The organism is Amycolatopsis methanolica 239 (assembly GCF_000739085.1).
Classification (GTDB): Bacteria; Actinomycetota; Actinomycetes; order Mycobacteriales; family Pseudonocardiaceae; genus Amycolatopsis_E; species Amycolatopsis_E methanolica.
Genome location: NZ_CP009110.1, coordinates 5657358 through 5674832, shown reverse-complemented (window position 1 = coordinate 5674832; position 17475 = coordinate 5657358). Strand labels below are relative to the sequence as shown.

Below are 17475 nucleotides of genomic sequence, written 5' to 3'. Positions count from 1 at the left end.
CGACCCGATCGCGATCCGCACCACCGCTTCGCCGTGCCGGTCGCCGCTGCGGACGAACAGTTCCAGCGCGTCGTGGCAGTGCGAAAGTGCCATCTCGTGCTCGCCCGCGACGCGCCGGATCGTGCTCAACCCGGCCAGCGCGACGGCCGCGCCCTGGTCGTCGCCGATGCTCCGGAACAACGCCAGCGACCGCTCGAACGCCTCGCGCGCGGCGGCGTAATCGTCCTGGTAGACCTCGAGCTGCCCGAGGTTGCGCAGCACCAGCGCCTGCCCGCGTGGATCGCCTGCCCGCTCGGCCGCGCCCAGCGCCAGTTCGTGCGTGCGCCGCCAGGCCTCGTGGTGCCCGCGCAGGTCGAAGCAAGGGGTGAACGCCGCCGCCAGCCGCCATGCCAGCCCGTCGAGACCGTGGTCCACCGCAAGTTCGACGAGCGGCACTCGCCCGCGAACCACGCAACCGGATCGTCGAGCCGGTCCGGGCACCACAGGTCCGCCGGCCTCGGCTCCGGCGCGGCGCCGAAGAAGCGGACCGGCATCCGCTCCGCCGTGGCGAGCGAGAGGTACCCCTCGACCACGCGGCGGACGCCGTCCGGATCCGGCTCCCCGAGTTCCCGCGCGTAGCAGCGCACCAGGTGCAGCCGGTACCGCGGCTGGTCGCCCACCAGCTCGACCAGGTGCGCGTCGACCAGCACGTCCAGCACATCGTCCGCGTGCTCCCGCCCGAGCAGCGCCGCGACCACCCAGCCGGGGAACGGCAGCGGCCCGAGCCCACCCAGCGCGCGGAACGCCCGCGCGCAGCTCCTCGGCAGCTGGTCGTGGCTCAACGCGAGGCTCGCCCGCACCGCGAGGTCACCGACGCGCAGCTCGTCCAGACGACGGCGCTCGCCGGCCAACCGGACGGCGAGCGTGCGGAGTGTCCACTCGCGACGGTGCGAAAGCCGTGCGCCGGCGATGCGGATCGCCAGCGGCAACCGCCCGCACGCCGCGACGATCCTGACCGCCGCCTCGGGTTCGGCCGCCACCCGGTCTGCCCCGGCGATCCGGGCCAGCAGCTCCATGGCCTCCGCGGCGGTCAGCACGCCGACGTCGACGTGCCGGGCGACGGTGAGGTCGGGAAGCCTGCCCCGGCTGGTCACCAGCACCGCGGCCGCGCCCGCGCCGGGCAGCAGCGGCCGCACCTGCGCGGCGCTGCCCGCGTCGTCGAGCACCACGCACACCCGCCGCCCGGCCAGGCGCGACCGCACCAACGCGGCCCGTTCGTCGAGCCCGCGCGGAATCCCGGCGTCCGGCACGCCGAGCGCGTGCAGCAGTTCGGCCAGCACGTCCAGCGGCCGCCGCGGCGAGTCCGAAGTGCCGCGCAGGTCCACGTACAGCTGGCCGTCGGGGTAGCGGTCGCGCACGGCGTGGGCGGCGTGCACGGCCAGCGCCGACTTGCCCGCGCCGGGCGGCCCGGACAGCACCACGACGGCGGGGTGTTCGCCGTCCAGCAACCCGGTCAGCTCCGCGAGCCCGGTCTTGCGGCCGGTGAAGTCGGGTAGATCCAAGGGCAGCTGGCACACCGGCGCCGGTGCGTCCAGTTCGGCCACCGCCTGCCGCAGGCGGACGCCCGGCTCGGTGTCCAGCTCCGTGCGCAGCACGCGCTCGGCTTCGGCGTACGCGGCCAGCGCTTCGCCCTGCCGCCCGCTCGCGCCCAGCGCGACGACGAGCAGCCGCCACAGCTCCTCCCGCAACGGCTGCTCGGCCAGCAGGCCACGCAGTTCCACGATCGCCTCGGCGTGCCGCCCGGCAGACACGTGGAACCGCAACCGTTCCGCCTGTACTGACAACCGCAGCTCGCTCAGCCGCGAGACGGCCGACGTCCAGGTGTGGTGGTGCGGCAGGTCTTCCAGCACCTCGCCGCGCCACAGCGCGGCCGCCTGGTCGAGCAGCGCCGGCGCCTCTTCGGCGCGCGCCCGCGCCACGAGCCGCTCGGCGAGCGTCGCGTCCAGCTCGTCTGGCCCGGCGTGCAGCTGGTACCCGCCTGCGCCGCTTTCGATGCGGTCGCCGAGCACGCGACGCAGGCCGTGCACGTAGGTGCGCAGGTTCGCGGCGGCCGACCGCGGCGCGCGCCCCGGCCACAGCACGTCGGTCAGTGCGTCGGCGGACACCACGACTCCGGGCTGGAGCAGCAGGGCGGCCAGCAGCAGGCGTGGTTTCGGGCCGCCGAGGGGCACGCGACGGCCCCCGGCCTCCGCTTCGAGCGGTCCCAGGATGCGGAAGAACACCAACGGCATCGCCTCCGACCGGAAAAAAAGGAAATCCGGTCCTAGGCAAGCCCGTCAATGATTCACCAGTGCCGTTGGGCGGCTTCTTCCCGAATTTCAGCGGAAGTATTCGCGCCGATTGTTCACTTGTTCACCGGTTCCGGCAGGCCGCGCGCGGGTGAATTCCGCGGCGGCGGGCAGCTTCGGGCCGTGCGGCTCGTCGGCCGCGAGGCGGAGGCAGGCGAGCAGGCGCAGCCCCGTCCACTCCCGGTCGGTCCAGTCGCCCGGATCCGCGGGCGGCTGCCAGTCCAGCTCCGCCGCCTCGGTCCACACGTCGTGCGCGTGACCGGCCAGCAGGACGAGCCTGCTCACCGGCTCCTGACGCGGGACCATGTCCCGCTCGCACCGCACCGCGTCGTCGACAGCGGCCAGGTGCCTGCCGAACGCCCGCCACAACGAGGGGTCTCCGGCCAGCGCCTGCCAGCCGGAGTCGAGCCGCTCGGCGATCCCGCGCAGCCACCGCCGCGCGGATCGATCTGCCAGCGAATCGGCCCAATGCACCCCTCGATGATGAACCCCGGACGGCTTTTTAGCGACCGTAGCCGGCCTTCCGGAGGGCGTCGGCCATCGAACCGCCACCGCCGGAGGGCTCGCGCCGCTTCGGCTGGCCGCCCTTGCGCGGCTGCCCGCCACGGCGCTCGCCGCCACCACCACCAGCGGGTTTGGCGCGGCCGCCGCCGACCTCGTCGTCCAGGCGCAGGGTCAGCGAGATCCGCTTGCGCGGGATGTCCACCTCGAGCACTTTCACCTTGACGATGTCACCCGGCTTGACTACCTCACGCGGGTCCTTGACGAAGTTCTTCGACATCGCCGACACGTGCACCAGGCCGTCCTGGTGCACCCCGATGTCGACGAACGCGCCGAACGCGGCCACGTTGGTCACCACGCCCTCGAGCCGCATGCCCGGCTTGAGGTCGCCGATCTTCTCCACACCCTCGGCGAACGTCGCGGTCTTGAACGCCGGACGCGGGTCGCGGCCGGGTTTCTCCAGCTCGGCGAGGATGTCGGTGACGGTCGGCAGGCCGAAGGTCTCGTCGACGAAGTCCTCGGGGCGCAGCTTGCGCAGCACCCGCTCGTTGCCGATCAGCTCCCGCAGCTCGATGCCCGTCTTCGACAGGATCCGCCGCACGACCGGGTAGGCCTCGGGGTGCACGCTGGAGGAGTCCAGCGGGTCGTCGCCGCCACGGATCCGCAGGAAGCCGGCGCACTGCTCGAACGCCTTCGGGCCCAGCCGCGCGACGTCCTTCAGCGCCGAGCGCGACCGGAACGGGCCGTGCGTGTCGCGGTGGTTGACGATGTTCTCGGCCAGGCCCGCGGTGATGCCGGAAACCCTGGTCAGCAGCGGAGTCGACGCGGTGTTGACGTCCACGCCGACCGCGTTCACGCAGTCCTCGACCACCGCGTCCAGCGAGCGGGACAGCGCCACCTCGGACACGTCGTGCTGGTACTGCCCGACGCCGATCGACTTGGGGTCGATTTTCACGAGTTCGGCCAGCGGGTCCTGCAGGCGCCGCGCGATCGACACCGCGCCGCGCAGCGAGACGTCCAGCTCGGGCAGCTCCTGCGAGGCGAACGCGGACGCCGAGTACACCGAGGCGCCGGCCTCGGAGACGACCGCCTTGGTCAGCTTCAGCTCGGGGTGCCGCTTGATCAGCTCGATGGCGAGCTTGTCGGTCTCCCGGGACGCGGTGCCGTTGCCGATCGCGATCAGGTCCACCGAGTGGGCGGCGCAGAGCTTGGCCAGCTCGTCGATCGACTGGTCCCAGCGGTTCTGCGGCTGGTGGGGGAAGATCGTGTGGGTGTTGACGACCTTGCCGGTCCCGTCCACGACGGCGACCTTCACGCCGGTGCGGAAGCCCGGGTCCAGGCCCATCGTGGCGCGGGTGCCGGCAGGTGCGGCCAGCAGCAGGTCACGCAGGTTCGCGGCGAACACGTTCACCGCGTCCTCCTCGGCCTTCTGCCGCAGCCGCATCCGCAGGTCGATGCCGAGGTGCAGGAGGATCTTGGTGCGCCAGGCCCACCGCACGGTGTCCTGCAGCCACTTGTCGGCCGGGCGGCCCTCGTTCGTGATGCCGAACCGCTGCGCGATGCGGCGCTCGTAGTCCGACGGGCCCACCTTCGGCTCGTCGCTGGGTTCCTCGGGCTCGACGGTGAGGTCGAGGACCTCCTCCTTCTCGCCGCGCAGCATCGCGAGCACCCGGTGCGAGGGCATCTTCGTGAACGGCTCGGCGAAGTCGAAGTAGTCGGCGAACTTCGCGCCCTCGGTCTCCTTGCCCTGGCGGACCTTCGACGAGAAGTAGCCCTCGGACCACATCTTCTCGCGCAGCTCGCCGATCAGGTCGGCGTCCTCGCCGAAGCGCTCGACCAGGATCGCGCGCGCGCCGTCGAGGGCGGCCTGCGCGTCCGCGACGCCCTTCTCGGGGTCGACGAACACGGCCGCCGCGGCCTGCGGGTCGGTGTTCGGGTCGTTCAACAGGCCGTCGGCCAGCGGCTCCAGGCCGGCCTCCCGGGCGATCTGCGCCTTCGTGCGCCGCTTCGGCTTGTAGGGGAGGTAGATGTCCTCCAGCCGGGCCTTGGTGTCCGCGGCGCGGATCGCCTCGGCCAGCTCCTCGGTGAGCTTGCCCTGGCTGTCGATCGATTCGAGGATCGCGGCCCGGCGCTCGTCGAGCTCGCGCAGGTAACGCAGCCGGTCCTCCAGGGTGCGCAGCTGGGCGTCGTCCAGCGCGCCGGTCACCTCCTTGCGGTACCGCGCGATGAACGGCACGGTCGCCCCGCCGTCGAGCAGGTCCACGGCGGCCTTGACCTGCCCTTCGCGGACGCCGAGCTCCTCGGCGATCTTCTGCTCGATCGACTGCACGGCCACTGTCACGATGCTGATCACTCCCTGCTCGCGGTTGCGGGGGCCAATTCTGCCTGCGCCGGCCCGGCGCGGCGCGGAAGGGGTGCCCGCCGTTGCCGAATCGGGAGGATCGGCGCGGTAACCAACGCGGGCCCGGCCGCGACCTCGGGTTACCGGGGTCGAGGTGGGCAGGTGCGGATGGGCGGGAAGCGGCAGGTGCGGGTGGCGATGCACCGCCGGCGGGTCGACGGGGACGGCCCGGACGGCGAGGCAGTGACGTTGTCGTACCCGGGGATGCTGCTGACCGGGTACGAGGACGGCCGCGAGGTGTGCCAGCGCTGGATCCCGCTGGGCAACGAGCCGAGCGTGTCCGACGACGAACGGCTCATCGCGGCCCTGCATGCGGCGATGCTGTGGCAGAACAACGAGGCTGAGGAGGAGTGCCCCTGAGGGGGCGTCCGGGCGATCGCGCGGTGCCGAGCCCGGGCTAGAGCGCCCAGAGGTGCACCGACGCGCCGTCCTCGCTCACCGTGTACCTGGTGCGGTCGCCGGCGGAGCGCGGTGGGCCCGCGACGGGAACGGGTAGGTGACTTCGCCGCGTGGTGTCAGGTCGCGCGGGAGCCAGTGACGGGCCGGGTGGTTGCCCGCGTCGGCGACGATGACCGTGCTCTCGTCGGCGAACGCCGCCTCCAGGTCCCAGTAGACGCGGCTCCCGGCGGGAGAGTGCCCGTCGCGTCCAGCTCACCCAGTACCGAGCCGTCCTCGTCGTGCAGCGACAGGTCTCCTGGGTGACGTCGACGGCGAGCAGCAGGCCGGACGGGCTCACCGCGAGCGCGACCAGCTCGTCGTCGACCTTCGTCACCGACAACCGCCCGTCCCAGCGGCCGGACAGGACGGGTGAACCCTCCTCGCCGATGCTCAGGTGCATCCGGGTGCGCGGTGTGGAACGAGCCGGAGGCGACGGTGCCGGTCTCCGCGCGGCCGAGCACGCGGCCGTCGACCGCGTCCAGCACGAGCCACGCCTCGCCGTCCGCTTCGCGGACGTGGGCCCAGACGAGCTTGCCGTCGCCGGACACCGCGGCCGATCCGTGGTCCGGGTACTCGTGGTCCTCATCGCCGAGGTACTCGGCAGCTGAGGCGTGCAGCATGTCGCAGCCGCCCCAGCACGCGTGCCGCACTTCCCAGCGGAGGTCGCCGGCCGGATCGACCGCGCGTACCGCGTGCAGCCCGGCGAACACCGCGAAAACGCCGTGCGGGGACAGGGTCGCCGTGCCGAAATCGCGTGGCCACGGCGCCGGGAGCGCACCTCGCGGCCCTCGCCGTGAACCAGCGCCACCAGTTCGGTGTCGCCGCGCTGCACGAGCAGCCCGTGCACCAGGTCAGGAGCTTCGGCGCCGGACGGGGGCAGCGGCGCGGCGAGGGTGGCGAGGAGACGGGCGACGGTCACGCACCCACCTTACGGTCAGGCCGGCGGCGGGCTGAGCTTCAGCAGGAGCCGGTGCAGTTCGGCGCGCTCCGCGTCGCTCAGCCGCCTCAGCATCGACTCGTCCACCTCGCGCGCGACCGGGTCGGCCTCGCGCAGGGCGGCTTCGCCCGCGCTGGTCAGGCGCAGGATGCGGCGGCGCCGGTCAGTGCCGATCGTGCGGGTGATCAGGCCGCGCTGTTCCAGCCGCAGCATCAGGTTCGCCAGCGTGGCCTTGTCGATCGCCGCCTGCTGGCCCGCGCTCGCCTGGTCCACGTCGTCGCCGTCGGCGATCGCCTTCAGGACCGCGTACTGCGGCTTCGTCAGCGCGGGCAGCTCCGCCTGCCAGCGTGCGCCGTGCTCCTGCAGGGCTCGGCGCATGACGTGGAACACGGCTTCGTCGACAGCGGTCATGGGGGCATGTTAGTGTGCGTACGAAAGGTTCGTATACGAACTAATAGGAAGGGTGCGATGCGGCTGATCGTCGGCATGACCGGGGCGACGGGCGCACCCTTCGGCGTCCGCCTGCTCGAAGCGCTGCGCGACCTGCCCGGGGTCGAGACCCACCTGGTGCTCTCCCGGTGGGCCCGCACCACCATCGAGCTGGAAACCCCTTACACCGCAAGGGAAGTCGGCAAGCTCGCCGACGTCATGTACGGCGCGGGGGACCAGGCCGCGCCGATCTCGTCCGGCTCGTTCCGCACCGACGGCATGGTCGTCGTCCCGTGCAGCATGAAGACAGTCGCCGGGATCCGCGCCGGGTACGCCGATGGGCTGGTCGGCCGCGCGGCCGACGTCGTGCTCAAGGAACGGCGCAAGCTGGTCCTGGTGCCGCGCGAGACGCCGCTGAGCGAGATCCACCTGGAGAACCTGCTCGCGCTGGCCAGGATGGGCGTGCGCGTCGTGCCGCCGATGCCCGCCTTCTACAACCACCCGGACTCCGTGGACGACATCGTCGACCACGTCGTCGCCCGCGTGCTGGACCAGTTCGACCTGCCCGCACCCCGCGCCCGCCGCTGGTCCGGCCTGCACCGATAGGAGGAAACCCGTGCCCTACGACGACTTCCGCTCGTTCCTGGACACATTGGACGAACACGGGCAGCTGCTGCGGATCACCGAGGAGGTCGCGCCCGAACCTGACCTCGGCGCCGCAGCCAACGCCGCTCCGCGTCTCGGCGACAAGGCGCCCGCGCTGTACTTCGACAACGTCACCGGATTCACCGATGCCCGGATCGCGCTCAACGTGCACGGCTCGTGGGCCAACCACGCGCTCGCGATGGGACTGCCGCCGCAGACCGGGATCAAGGACCAGGTCGCCGAGTTCATCCGGCGCTGGGAGGACTTCCCGGTGCCGCCCGAGCGGCGCGCGAACCCGCCGTGGGCCGAGAACGTCCTCGAAGGTGACGACGTCGACCTGTTCCGGGTGCTGCCGCTGTTCCGGCTCAACGACGGCGACGGCGGGTTCTACCTGGACAAGGCCGCGGTCGTGTCCCGCGACCCGGCGGACCCGCACCACTTCGGCAAGCAGAACGTCGGCGTGTACCGGATGCAGGTCAAGGGCCGCGCCAAGCTGGGGCTCCAGCCGGTGCCGATGCACGACATCGCGTTGCACCTGGCCAAGGCCGAGGAGAACGGCGAGGACCTGCCGGTCGCGATCGCGCTGGGCAACGAGCCGGTGATCTCGATCGTCGCGGCCACCCCGATGGCCTACGACCAGAGCGAGTACGAGATGGCCGGCGCCCTGCGCGGCGCCCCGGCCCCGATCGCGACGGCGCCGCTGACCGGGCTCGACGTGCCGTGGGGCTCGGAGGTGGTCCTGGAAGGCGTCATCGAGGGCCGCAAGCGCGAGATCGAGGGGCCGTTCGGCGAGTTCACCGGGCACTACTCGGGCGGCCGGAACATGACCGTGGTGCGCGTCGACCGCATCCACCACCGGACGAACCCGGTGTTCGAGTCGCTGTACCTCGGCATGCCGTGGACCGAGATCGACTTCCTGATGGCGGCGAACACCTGCGTGCCGATCTACCAGCAGCTGAAGGAGGCGTTCCCGGAGGTGCAAGCGGTCAACGCCATGTACACGCACGGGCTGCTGGCGATCATCTCGACGAAGAAGCGCTACGGCGGGTTCGCGAAGGCCGTCGGGATGCGGGCGATGACCACGCCGCACGGGCTCGGGTACGTCAAGACGGTGATCATGGTCGACGAGGACGTGGACCCGTTCAACCTGCCGCAGGTGATGTGGGCGCTGTCCACAAAGGTCAACCCGGCCGGCGACCTGGTGAACATCCCGAACCTGCCGGTGCTGGAGCTGGATCCCGGCTCGCAGCCGGCCGGCATCACGAACAAGATGATCATCGACGCGACCACCCCGGTGGCGCCCGACGACCGCGGTCACTACAGCCAGCCGGTGCGCGACCTGCCCGAGGCCGCCGCGTGGCTGACCAAGTTGCAGGGAATGCTGGCGCGGTAAGGAGAATCCGATGTGCCCACGTTGTGAGTTCGAGGTCGTGGAGAAGCTGGCGGACTCGCCGGTCGCCGGGGTGTGGGAGGTGCTGCAGTGCCGGCGGTGCCTCTACACGTGGCGGACGACGGAGCCGCCGCGGCGCACGAGCCGGGAGCACTACCCGGAGGAGTTCCGGATGACCCAGGCGGACATCGACAACGCGCCCGAGGTGCCCGCCGTGCCGCCGCTGCGGGTGCGCTGATGGCGGACACGCTGATGTGGGAGGCGCGCGCAGTGCCCGGCGGGCGTGACGCGCTGGCGCGCTGGGTCGTCGAGAACGTGCCCGGGCCGGCCGACGTGTATCTCGGCGGGCAGGACCGGGTGGTGGTGATCGCGCGCGGCGCTGGCCGGCTGCCCGAGCCGCCGGCGGACCTGGTGGCGCGGCCGGTGGCGCAGTGGCCGTTCACGTTCCACCGGTCGGTGTAGTGCACGATCGGTGAACCCCGCCCGGCCCGTTACGCTGGCTGATGGCGGACGAGGACGAACCGGCGCGCCCGGAGGAGTCCTTCCCGTGGCGGCGCAAGCCGGAGGGCGCGCCGACGCAGTACCCGCGCGAGACTCCCAACCGCGACCCCCGGCGAGGGTCCGCGCATCGAGGGGCTGCCGGAGCCGCCCGCGATCGCCTAGGGCCTGTTTCAATGCGCTGATCTGGGAAGGTCTTCGGCAGTGTGGGTGTCGCGGCGTGTCGTTGATCAAATAAGTGAGGTCTCCGGTAGATCGATCAGCGACTAAGAAGATCGAGAACACCGGAGACCTCGTGGCTAGCGTAGCGGCGGCGGGGCGAGCCGATCTGACCGACGCGCAGTGGGCGGTGCTGGAACCACTGCTGCCGGTCGGCCAGAAGCCGGGTCGCCCACCGAAGTGGACCAAGCGTCAACTCCTCGACGGAATTCGGTGGCGAGTGCGTGTGGGCTCTCCCTGGCGCGATGTCCCACCGGTGTATGGGTGCTGGCAGACGGTCTATGGGTTGTTCCGGCGCTGGCAGCGCGCGGGTGTGTGGGCGGTGATCCTGGCGGCCTTGCAGAGCAGGGCCGACGCCGCTGGGGTGATCACCTGGGACGTGAGCGTGGATAGCACGATCAACCGAGCGCATCAGCATGCGGCGGGCGCGCGGACCGAGAGTGAGGTGCAGAAGGAACCACCGGGTGGGGTGGGCGCGCCCGAACCCGCTGATCACGCATTGGGCCGGTCTCGGGGTGGATGGACCACCAAGCTGCATCTGGCGACTGAACAGGGGCAGAAACCGCTGTCGCTGCTGGTCACGGCGGGGCAGCGTGGGGACAGCCCGGAGTTCGAGGCGGTACTGGCCGGAATCCGGGTCGCCCGAATCGGCGGTGGACAAGCCCGGACCCGACCGGATCGGGTGCTGGCGGATAAGGCCTACAGTTCCCGCGCCAACCGGGCCCACCTGCGCAGGCGCGGGATCGCGTGCACCATCCCCCAGCCCGCTGATCAGATCCGGCATCGCCGCAACCGTGGACCAGACGGTGGCCGGCCACCAGCCTTCGACCCGCACACCTACAAACAGCGACACGCGGTCGAGTGCGGGATCAACCGCCTCAAACGTCACCGAGCCCTCGCCACCCGATACGACAAGCTCGCCGTCCGCTACGAAGCCACAATCCACATCGCCGCGATCAACGAGTGGCTACCTCGCTTATGAAACAGGCCCTAGTCGCGGCCGCGGGCAACGGTGGGTCGGCGAGTCCGCTGACCGGCGGGGTGGCAGCGCTTGAAGCCGATCCATGTGCGGTAGCGCTCGCGGGCCGCGAACTGCGTCAGCGTCCACACCTCCGGCATGCCGATTTCCGCGCAGAGGTGCAGGACGCGGTCGTCGTCCGTCCAGACGCCCAGGTGCGCGCCGCCGGGTTGCCGGGGGAGCGTCAGCCACTCGGGCAGCCGGGTGAGCAGGGAGTTCACGAGACGATTCTGCTGGTCCGTGCCAACCCGCCGCGACTGTGCCAAGCTCGCCTCTGCAGGGGTCAGCGAGGACTTGGAGGGCGCACATGGAGCGGGTCGGCACCGGCGAGCACGTCGTTCTCGTGCTGCACGGTTGGTTCGGGTCGTCGACGGCGTGGGAGGACCTCACCCCGCACCTCGACGCCGAGCGGTTCAGCTACTACTTTCCCGACTTCCGCGGCTACGGCACGCGCAAGGACGAGGCGGGCACGTACACCATCGCGGAGGCCGCCGGGGACGTGCTGCTGCTCGCCGACGAACTGGGCATCGACCGGTTCTCCGTCGTCGGGCACTCGATGGGCGGCAGCGTCATGCAGTACGTCCTCGCCGAGGCGCCCGGCCGCGTCCGGTCGCTGTTCGGGATCTCCCCGGTGCCCGCGAGCGGGGTGCCGATGGACGCGGACACCTGGGGCCTGTTCAGCAGCGCGGCCGAGAACCCGTCGAGCCGCCGGGCGATCATCGACTTCACCACCGGCGGCCGCCACCCCGACTCGTGGCTCGACGGCATGGTCCTGCACTCGCTGGAGAACTCCGACAGGGCAGCGTTCGGCGCCTACCTGGAGGCCTGGGCGAAGACCGACTTCTCGGAGCGGATCGCCGGTAACGAGGTGCCGGTCAAGGTCGTCGTCGGCGAGCACGACCCGGCGCTCAGCGAAGACGTCATGCTCGCGACGTTCGGGCAGTGGTACCCGAAGCTGGAGCTGGAGGTGCTGCCCGACGCCGGGCACTACGCGGCCGACGAGGTGCCGGTGACCGTGGCCAACATGATCGAAGTTTTCCTGGACGAGCACTGATGTCCGATGTGGACGTTTTCGACCCGAGGGTGTTCGCCCGCGGCGTGCCGCACGACGAGCTGCGCCGCCTGCGCGACACCGAACCGGTCGCGTGGCAAGAGGAACACGAGGTGCTGGACTGGCCGTCCGGGCCCGGCTACTGGGCGGTGACGCGGTACGCCGACGTGAAGCACGTGCTGCGCACGCCGGAGGTGTTCTCGTCCTGGCTCGGGGCGACGCAGATCCGCGACCCCGAGCCGGACGACCTCGCGTTCATCCGGCGCATGATCCTCAACATGGACCCGCCGGAGCACAACCGGTTGCGTCGCATCGTGGCGGCGGTGTTCACGCGGCGGCGGCTGGAACGCTCGGCGGAGCAGATCGCCGAGCGGGCCCGCGCCCTCATCGGGGCGGTGGTGCCGCGCGGGCGGTGCGATCTGCCGGTCGAGGTGACCGACGACTTCCCGCTGCTGAACCTGGCGGACCTGATCGGGGTGCCGCCGCGGGACCGCGGGTTGCTGCTCAAGTGGACCAACCGCGTCATCGGCTACCAGGACCCGGAGCACGCCGAGGTCGTGCGCGGCCCGGACGGCAAACCGCTCAACCCGCGCTCGCCCGCGCTGCTGGCCGACATGTTCGACTACGCGCACGAACTGGCCGAGACGAAGCGGCGGGACCCGGCGGACGACCTGATGACGGCGCTCGTCCAGGCCACTGTGGACGGCCGGTCGCTGGACGACGCCGAGTTGCGGATGTTCTTCTTCCTCATGGTGATCGCCGGGAACGACACGGTGCGCAGCGCGTTGCCCGGCGGGGTGCTGGCGCTGGTGCAGAATCCGGGCGAGTACCGGCGGTTGCGGGCAGATCCGTCGCTGCTGCCGTCGGCGGTGGAGGAGATGCTGCGGTGGCACCCGCCGGTGCTGACGTTCCGCCGCACGGCTGCTGTTGACACGGAGCTGGGCGGGCAGCGGATCGCGGCGGGGGACAAGGTCGTCGTGTACTTCGCCTCGGCGCACCACGACGAGCGGCAGTTCCCGGACCCGCACCGGTTCGACGTGTCGCGGACGCCCAACGACCACCTGGCGTTCGGGCAGGGGCCGCACCTCTGTCTGGGCGCGCACTTCGGGCGGTTGCAGATGCGGGTGTTCTTCCGGGAGTTCCTGACGATGCTGCCCGAAGTGCGCCTGGACGGCGAGGTGCGGCGGTTGACGTCGAACTTCATCAACGGGATCACGCATTTGCCGTTGGCTTGGTGATGGCGCTACGCGGGTTCTGCGCTGCGACTAAGCAAACGAACGAACCGAAACCCCAGCCTCCACCAGCGCCGCTCGTACGCGGCGGCCGATCTCCACCGCGCCGGGGGTGTCCCCGTGCAGGCAGATCGACTCCGGCTCCACCTTCACCTCGGAGCCGTCCACAGCCACCACAACGCCCTCGACAGCCATGCGCACGCACCGCCGCACCACCTCGTCGGCGTCGTGGATCACCGCGCCCGGCTCGCGGCGCGAGACCAGCGTTCCGGACGGCGTGTAGGCCCGGTCGGCGAACGCTTCGCGCACCGGGCGCAACCCGGCCTTTTCCGCCTGCCGCAACCACTCCGAACCCGGCAACCCCAGCACCGGCAGCGACGGGTCGAACATCCGCACCGCCTCGACGACCGCCGCGGCCTGCTCCGCGTTCGAGACGATCGCGTTGTAGAGCGCGCCATGCGGCTTCACGTACCCCACCCGGGTGCCCGCCACCCGTGCGAACGCGTCGAGAGCGCCGATCTGGTACAGCACGTCGTTCGCCAGCTCGTCCGGCGGCACGTCGATGAACCGGCGCCCGAAACCGGCCAGGTCCCGGTACGCCACCTGCGCCCCGACAGTCACTCCCCGCTCGGCCGCGGAAGCCGTCACGCGCCGCAGCACGCTCGGGTCTCCCGCGTGGAAACCACACGCCACGTTCGCGCTCGACACGATCTCCAGCAGCGCGTCGTCCTCGGTGAGGTGCCAGATCCCGAACCCCTCGCCGAGATCCGCGTTCAGGTCCACCCCGGTCACTCGCCCTCCAGCTCACCTTCGGTCCGCAGGTACACCTCGCGCAACTGCCCCAGCAGCTCCGGGTCCGGCTCCGCCCACAGGCCGCGGTCGGCGGCCTCGGTGAGCCGCTCGATGATGCCGCGCAGCGCCCACGGGTTGGCCTTCGCGAGGAACTCCTGGTTCTGCTGGTCGAGGACGTACGACTGGGACAGCTTTTCGTACATCCAGTCCTGCACGACCCCGGCGGTGGCGTCGAAGCCGAACAGGTAGTCCACAGTGGCCGCGAGCTCGAACGCGCCCTTGTAGCCGTGCTTGCGCATCGCCGCGATCCAGCGCGGGTTGACCACCCTGGCGCGGAACACGCGGGCGGTCTCCTCGGACAGCGACCGCGTCCGCACCGCGTCCGGGCTCGTCGAATCGCCCACGTAGGACGCGGGAGCCTGGCCGGTCAGCGCGCGCGTGAACGCGATCATGCCGCCGTGGTACTGGAAGTAGTCGTCCGAGTCGGCGATGTCGTGCTCACGCGTGTCGGTGTTCTTCGCCGCCACCTCGATGCGCCGGTACGCGCTCTCCATGTCCGGCCGCGCCTCGACGCCGTCCAGGCCCCGCCCGTAGGCGTAGCCGCCCCACGTCGCGTACACCTCGGCCAGGTCGGCGTTGTCCCGCCAGTTGCCCGAGTCCAGCAGCGGCAGGATCCCCGCGCCGTACGCGCCCGGCTTGGAGCCGAAGATCCGCGTCGTCGCCCGGCGCTCGTCGCCGTGCGTGGCCAGGTCGGCCTGCACGTGCGCGCGCACGAAGTTGTCCGAAGCAGGCTCGTCCAGCGACGCCGCCAGCCGGACCGCGTCGTCCAGCAACGCGACCACGTGCGGGAACGCGTCCCGGAAGAACCCGCTGATCCGCACGGTCACGTCGATGCGCGGGCGGCCGAGTTCGGCGAGCGGGATCGGCTCCAGCCCGGTCACCCGGCGGGACGCGTCGTCCCACACCGGCTGCACTCCCAGCAAGGCCAGCACCTCTGCCGCGTCGTCGCCCGAGGTGCGCATCGCCGAGGTGCCCCACACCGACAGGCCGACCGACTTCGGCCACTCGCCGGTGTCCTCGCGGTAGCGGCGCAGCAGCGACTCCGCGAGCGCCTGCCCGGTCTCCCACGCCAGGCGGCTCGGGATCGCCTTCGGGTCCACGGTGTAGAAGTTGCGGCCGGTCGGCAGCACGTTGACCAGCCCGCGCAGCGGTGAACCGCTCGGCCCGGCGGCGATGTACCCGCCGTCCAGGGCGTGCAGGACCGAGTCGATCTCCGCCGACGTCCCGGCCAGCCGCGGCACGATCTCGGTGGCCGCGAAGGTCAGCACCCGCGCGACCTCGGGATCGGGAGCCACCTCCGCGACCGCCGACGGAGCCCAGTCCCGCTTCTCCATCGCCTCGACCAGGGCACGGGCCGACGCCTCGATCGCGTCCACTTCGGACGTCGGCGCGCCGTCGGTGAGCCCCAGCACGGACCGCAGGCCGGGCACCGCGCCGACCTGGCCGCCCCACATCTGCTGCGCCCGCAGCATCGCCAGCACCAGGTTCACCCGCGCCTCGCCGACCGGCGCCGCGCCGAGGACGTGCAGCCCGTCGCGGATCTGCGCGTCCTTCACCTCGCACAGCCAGCCGTCGATGTGCAGCAGGAAGTCGTCGAACTCGGCGTCGTGCGGTCGTTCCGCCACACCCAGGTCGTGGTCCAGCTTGGCGGCCTGGATCAACGTCCAGATCTGCTGGCGGATCGCGGGCAGCTTCGCCGGGTCCATCGCCGCGATGTTCGCGTGCTCGTCGAGCAGCTGCTCCAGCCGGGCCAGGTCGCCGTAGCTCTCCGCACGCGCCATCGGCGGGATCAGGTGGTCGACGATCGTGGCGTGCGCGCGCCGCTTCGCCTGCGCGCCCTCGCCCGGGTCGTTGATCAGGAACGGGTAGATCAGCGGCAGGTTGCCCAGCACCGCGTCCGGCCCGCAGGACGCGGACAGGCCGGCGTTCTTGCCCGGCAGCCACTCCAGCGACCCGTGCTTGCCGAGGTGGACCACCGCGTGCGCGCCGAACTCCTCCTCGATCCAGCGGTAGCAGGCGAGGTAGTGGTGGCTCGGCGGCAGGTCCGGGTTGTGGTAGATCGCCACCGGGTTCTCGCCGAAGCCGCGTGGCGGCTGGATCATCAGCACGACGTTGCCTGCCCGCAGCGACGCCAGCACGATGTCACCATCCGGATTGGACGATCGGTCGACGTAGAGGTCGCCCGGCGGCGGGCCCCAGTGCTCCTCGATCTCGGCGCGCAGGTCCTCCGGCAACGCGGCGAACCACTCGCGGTAGCGCGCGGCCGGCACGCGGATCGGGTTGCCGGACAGCTGCTCCTCGGTCAGCCACTCCGGGTCCTGGCCGCCCGCGGCGATCAGGGCGTGGATGAGCGCGTCGCCGTCCGGCTGGTCGGTGCCGGTCGGCTCCACGCCGGGGAACGGCTCGTCGCCGAGGTCGTAGCCCTGCGCGCGCATGCGGCGCAGCAGCTCGATCGCCGAGGCCGGGGTATCCAGGCCCACCGCGTTGCCGACCCGCGAGTGCTTTGTCGGGTACGCCGACAGCATCAGCACGATCTTGCGCTGTTCCGGCGGGGTGTGCCGCAGGCGGGCGTGCGCGAGCGCGATGCCCGCGACCCGCGCGGCGCGCTCGGGATCCGGCACGTAGTGCGGCAGGCCGTCGTCGTCGATCTCCTTGAACGAGAACGGCACGGTGATCAGGCGGCCGTCGAACTCGGGCACCGCCATCTGGTTGCCCGCGTCCAGCGGGGACAGGCCGTCGTCGTTGTCCTCCCAGGTCGCGCGGTCGCTGGTCAGGCACAGCGCCTGCAACGTCGGCACGTCCAGCGCGGCCAGCTCGGCGACGTCCCACGCCTCGTCGTCGCCACCGGCGCCCACCTCGGACGGCCGGGTGCCGCCCGCCGCGAGCACCGTGACCAGCAGCGCGTCGGCCTTGCGCAGCTCGGCCATCATCTCCGGCTCGCGCGAGCGCAGCGACGCGCAGTAGATCGGCAGGGCCTGCCCGCCCGCGTCCTCGACCGCCTCGGCCAGCGCCTCGACGAACCGGGTGTTCCCGGACAGGTGGTGCGCGCGGTAGTACAGGATCGCCACCACCGGGCCCTGGGAGTTCTCAGCGCGGCGTCCTTTTCGATCCAGCACACCCCACGCCGGCTGCTCGGCGGGCGGCTCGAAGCCGTCGCCGGTGAGCAGCAGCGTGTCGGAGAGGAACCGGTGCAGCTGGGCGAGGTTGTCCGGCCCGCCCTGCGCGAGGTAGGCGTGCGCCTCGGTGGCGATGCCTGCCGGCACGGTGGACAACGCCATCAGCTCGGCGTCCGGCGTCTGCTCACCACCCAGGACCACCACGTGCTTCCCGCTCGCCCGGACGGTGTCCAGGCCCTCCTGCCACGTCCGCGCGGATCCCAGGATGCGGACCACGACGACGTCGGCCTCCGCCAGCAGGCCGGGCAGCTCGGCCAGGTCGAGCCGCGCCGGGTTGGCCAGGGTGTAACCGGCCTCACTGGTCCGGGCGCTGAGCAGGTCGGTGTCCGAAGTGGACAGCAGCAGGATCACGCGGTTCCCT

At 71.7% G+C, this 17475-nt stretch carries 16 protein-coding genes; 9 read left to right on the top strand and 7 right to left on the bottom strand.

Going from position 1 to position 17475, the window contains the following annotated elements; all coding sequences use genetic code 11:
- Positions 1 to 125 precede the first annotated feature (125 nt).
- From AMETH_RS27585 to AMETH_RS27575, 3 genes are all read right to left on the bottom strand, one after another.
- Positions 126 to 2270 carry an AfsR/SARP family transcriptional regulator gene (locus AMETH_RS27585; RefSeq protein WP_435869766.1) on the bottom strand — a complete coding sequence of 715 codons (2145 nt, stop codon included), beginning with the start codon at positions 2268 to 2270 and terminating at the stop codon, positions 126 to 128.
- Between the two features lie 87 nt (positions 2271 to 2357).
- Positions 2358 to 2801 (bottom strand): DUF6401 family natural product biosynthesis protein, encoded by a 444-nt coding sequence (locus AMETH_RS27580; RefSeq protein WP_017984437.1) that lies wholly within the window; start codon positions 2799 to 2801, stop codon positions 2358 to 2360.
- Between the two features lie 28 nt (positions 2802 to 2829).
- Positions 2830 to 5181 carry a Tex family protein gene (locus AMETH_RS27575; RefSeq protein WP_017984436.1) on the bottom strand — a complete coding sequence of 784 codons (2352 nt, stop codon included), beginning with the start codon at positions 5179 to 5181 and terminating at the stop codon, positions 2830 to 2832.
- A 156-nt stretch (positions 5182 to 5337) separates the two neighbouring features.
- Here AMETH_RS27575 and AMETH_RS27570 point away from each other — a divergent pair, with 156 nt between their 5' ends.
- The gene (locus AMETH_RS27570) at positions 5338 to 5589 is read left to right on the top strand and encodes a hypothetical protein (RefSeq protein ID WP_017984435.1); all 252 of its coding nucleotides are present in this window, start codon (positions 5338 to 5340) and stop codon (positions 5587 to 5589) included.
- 338 nt (positions 5590 to 5927) lie between these two features.
- Positions 5928 to 6275: a hypothetical protein gene (locus tag AMETH_RS39395; protein ID WP_017984434.1), complete on the top strand. Its 348-nt coding sequence runs from the start codon at positions 5928 to 5930 to the stop codon at positions 6273 to 6275.
- A gap of 326 nt (positions 6276 to 6601) precedes the next feature.
- Here the strand turns inward: AMETH_RS39395 and AMETH_RS27560 are convergent, their stop codons facing one another.
- The gene (locus AMETH_RS27560; protein WP_017984433.1) at positions 6602 to 7015 is read right to left on the bottom strand and encodes a MarR family winged helix-turn-helix transcriptional regulator; all 414 of its coding nucleotides are present in this window, start codon (positions 7013 to 7015) and stop codon (positions 6602 to 6604) included.
- Positions 7016 to 7072: 57 nt separating this feature from the next.
- Between AMETH_RS27560 and AMETH_RS27555 the strand changes: the two genes are divergently transcribed.
- From AMETH_RS27555 to AMETH_RS27535, 5 genes are all read left to right on the top strand, one after another.
- Positions 7073 to 7639 carry a non-oxidative hydroxyarylic acid decarboxylases subunit B gene (locus AMETH_RS27555; protein ID WP_017984432.1) on the top strand — a complete coding sequence of 189 codons (567 nt, stop codon included), beginning with the start codon at positions 7073 to 7075 and terminating at the stop codon, positions 7637 to 7639.
- 10 nt (positions 7640 to 7649) lie between these two features.
- Complete coding sequence (locus AMETH_RS27550) at positions 7650 to 9071, top strand: non-oxidative hydroxyarylic acid decarboxylases subunit C (protein WP_017984431.1); 1422 nt, start codon at positions 7650 to 7652, stop codon at positions 9069 to 9071.
- A 10-nt stretch (positions 9072 to 9081) separates the two neighbouring features.
- A complete protein-coding gene (locus AMETH_RS27545) occupies positions 9082 to 9306 on the top strand; it encodes a non-oxidative hydroxyarylic acid decarboxylases subunit D (RefSeq protein ID WP_026153429.1) in 225 nt (74 codons plus the stop codon).
- Complete coding sequence (locus tag AMETH_RS27540; RefSeq protein ID WP_017984429.1) at positions 9306 to 9530, top strand: hypothetical protein; 225 nt, start codon at positions 9306 to 9308, stop codon at positions 9528 to 9530. Before AMETH_RS27545 ends, AMETH_RS27540 begins: the two co-directional genes overlap by 1 nt.
- Positions 9531 to 9861: 331 nt before the next feature.
- Entirely contained in the window at positions 9862 to 10767 is a 906-nt protein-coding gene (locus AMETH_RS27535) for an IS5 family transposase (protein WP_026153428.1), read from the top strand.
- Between the two features lie 8 nt (positions 10768 to 10775).
- Here the strand turns inward: AMETH_RS27535 and AMETH_RS27530 are convergent, their stop codons facing one another.
- Complete coding sequence (locus AMETH_RS27530; RefSeq protein WP_017984428.1) at positions 10776 to 11024, bottom strand: hypothetical protein; 249 nt, start codon at positions 11022 to 11024, stop codon at positions 10776 to 10778.
- An 86-nt stretch (positions 11025 to 11110) separates the two neighbouring features.
- On the opposite strand from AMETH_RS27530, the gene AMETH_RS27525 reads away from it, so the two are divergent.
- Both AMETH_RS27525 and AMETH_RS27520 read left to right on the top strand, forming a co-directional pair.
- Entirely contained in the window at positions 11111 to 11857 is a 747-nt protein-coding gene (locus tag AMETH_RS27525; protein WP_017984427.1) for an alpha/beta fold hydrolase, read from the top strand.
- The gene (locus tag AMETH_RS27520; protein ID WP_017984426.1) at positions 11857 to 13092 is read left to right on the top strand and encodes a cytochrome P450; all 1236 of its coding nucleotides are present in this window, start codon (positions 11857 to 11859) and stop codon (positions 13090 to 13092) included. The genes AMETH_RS27525 and AMETH_RS27520 overlap by 1 nt, the downstream gene beginning before the upstream one ends.
- A gap of 27 nt (positions 13093 to 13119) precedes the next feature.
- Here AMETH_RS27520 and AMETH_RS27515 read toward each other — a convergent pair whose 3' ends face one another.
- Together AMETH_RS27515 and cobN are read right to left on the bottom strand one after the other, a co-directional pair.
- The gene (locus AMETH_RS27515; protein WP_017984425.1) at positions 13120 to 13878 is read right to left on the bottom strand and encodes a LamB/YcsF family protein; all 759 of its coding nucleotides are present in this window, start codon (positions 13876 to 13878) and stop codon (positions 13120 to 13122) included.
- The gene (cobN, locus tag AMETH_RS27510) at positions 13875 to 17465 is read right to left on the bottom strand and encodes a cobaltochelatase subunit CobN (RefSeq protein WP_017984424.1); all 3591 of its coding nucleotides are present in this window, start codon (positions 17463 to 17465) and stop codon (positions 13875 to 13877) included. Before cobN ends, AMETH_RS27515 begins: the two co-directional genes overlap by 4 nt.
- Positions 17466 to 17475: the final 10 nt, after the last annotated feature.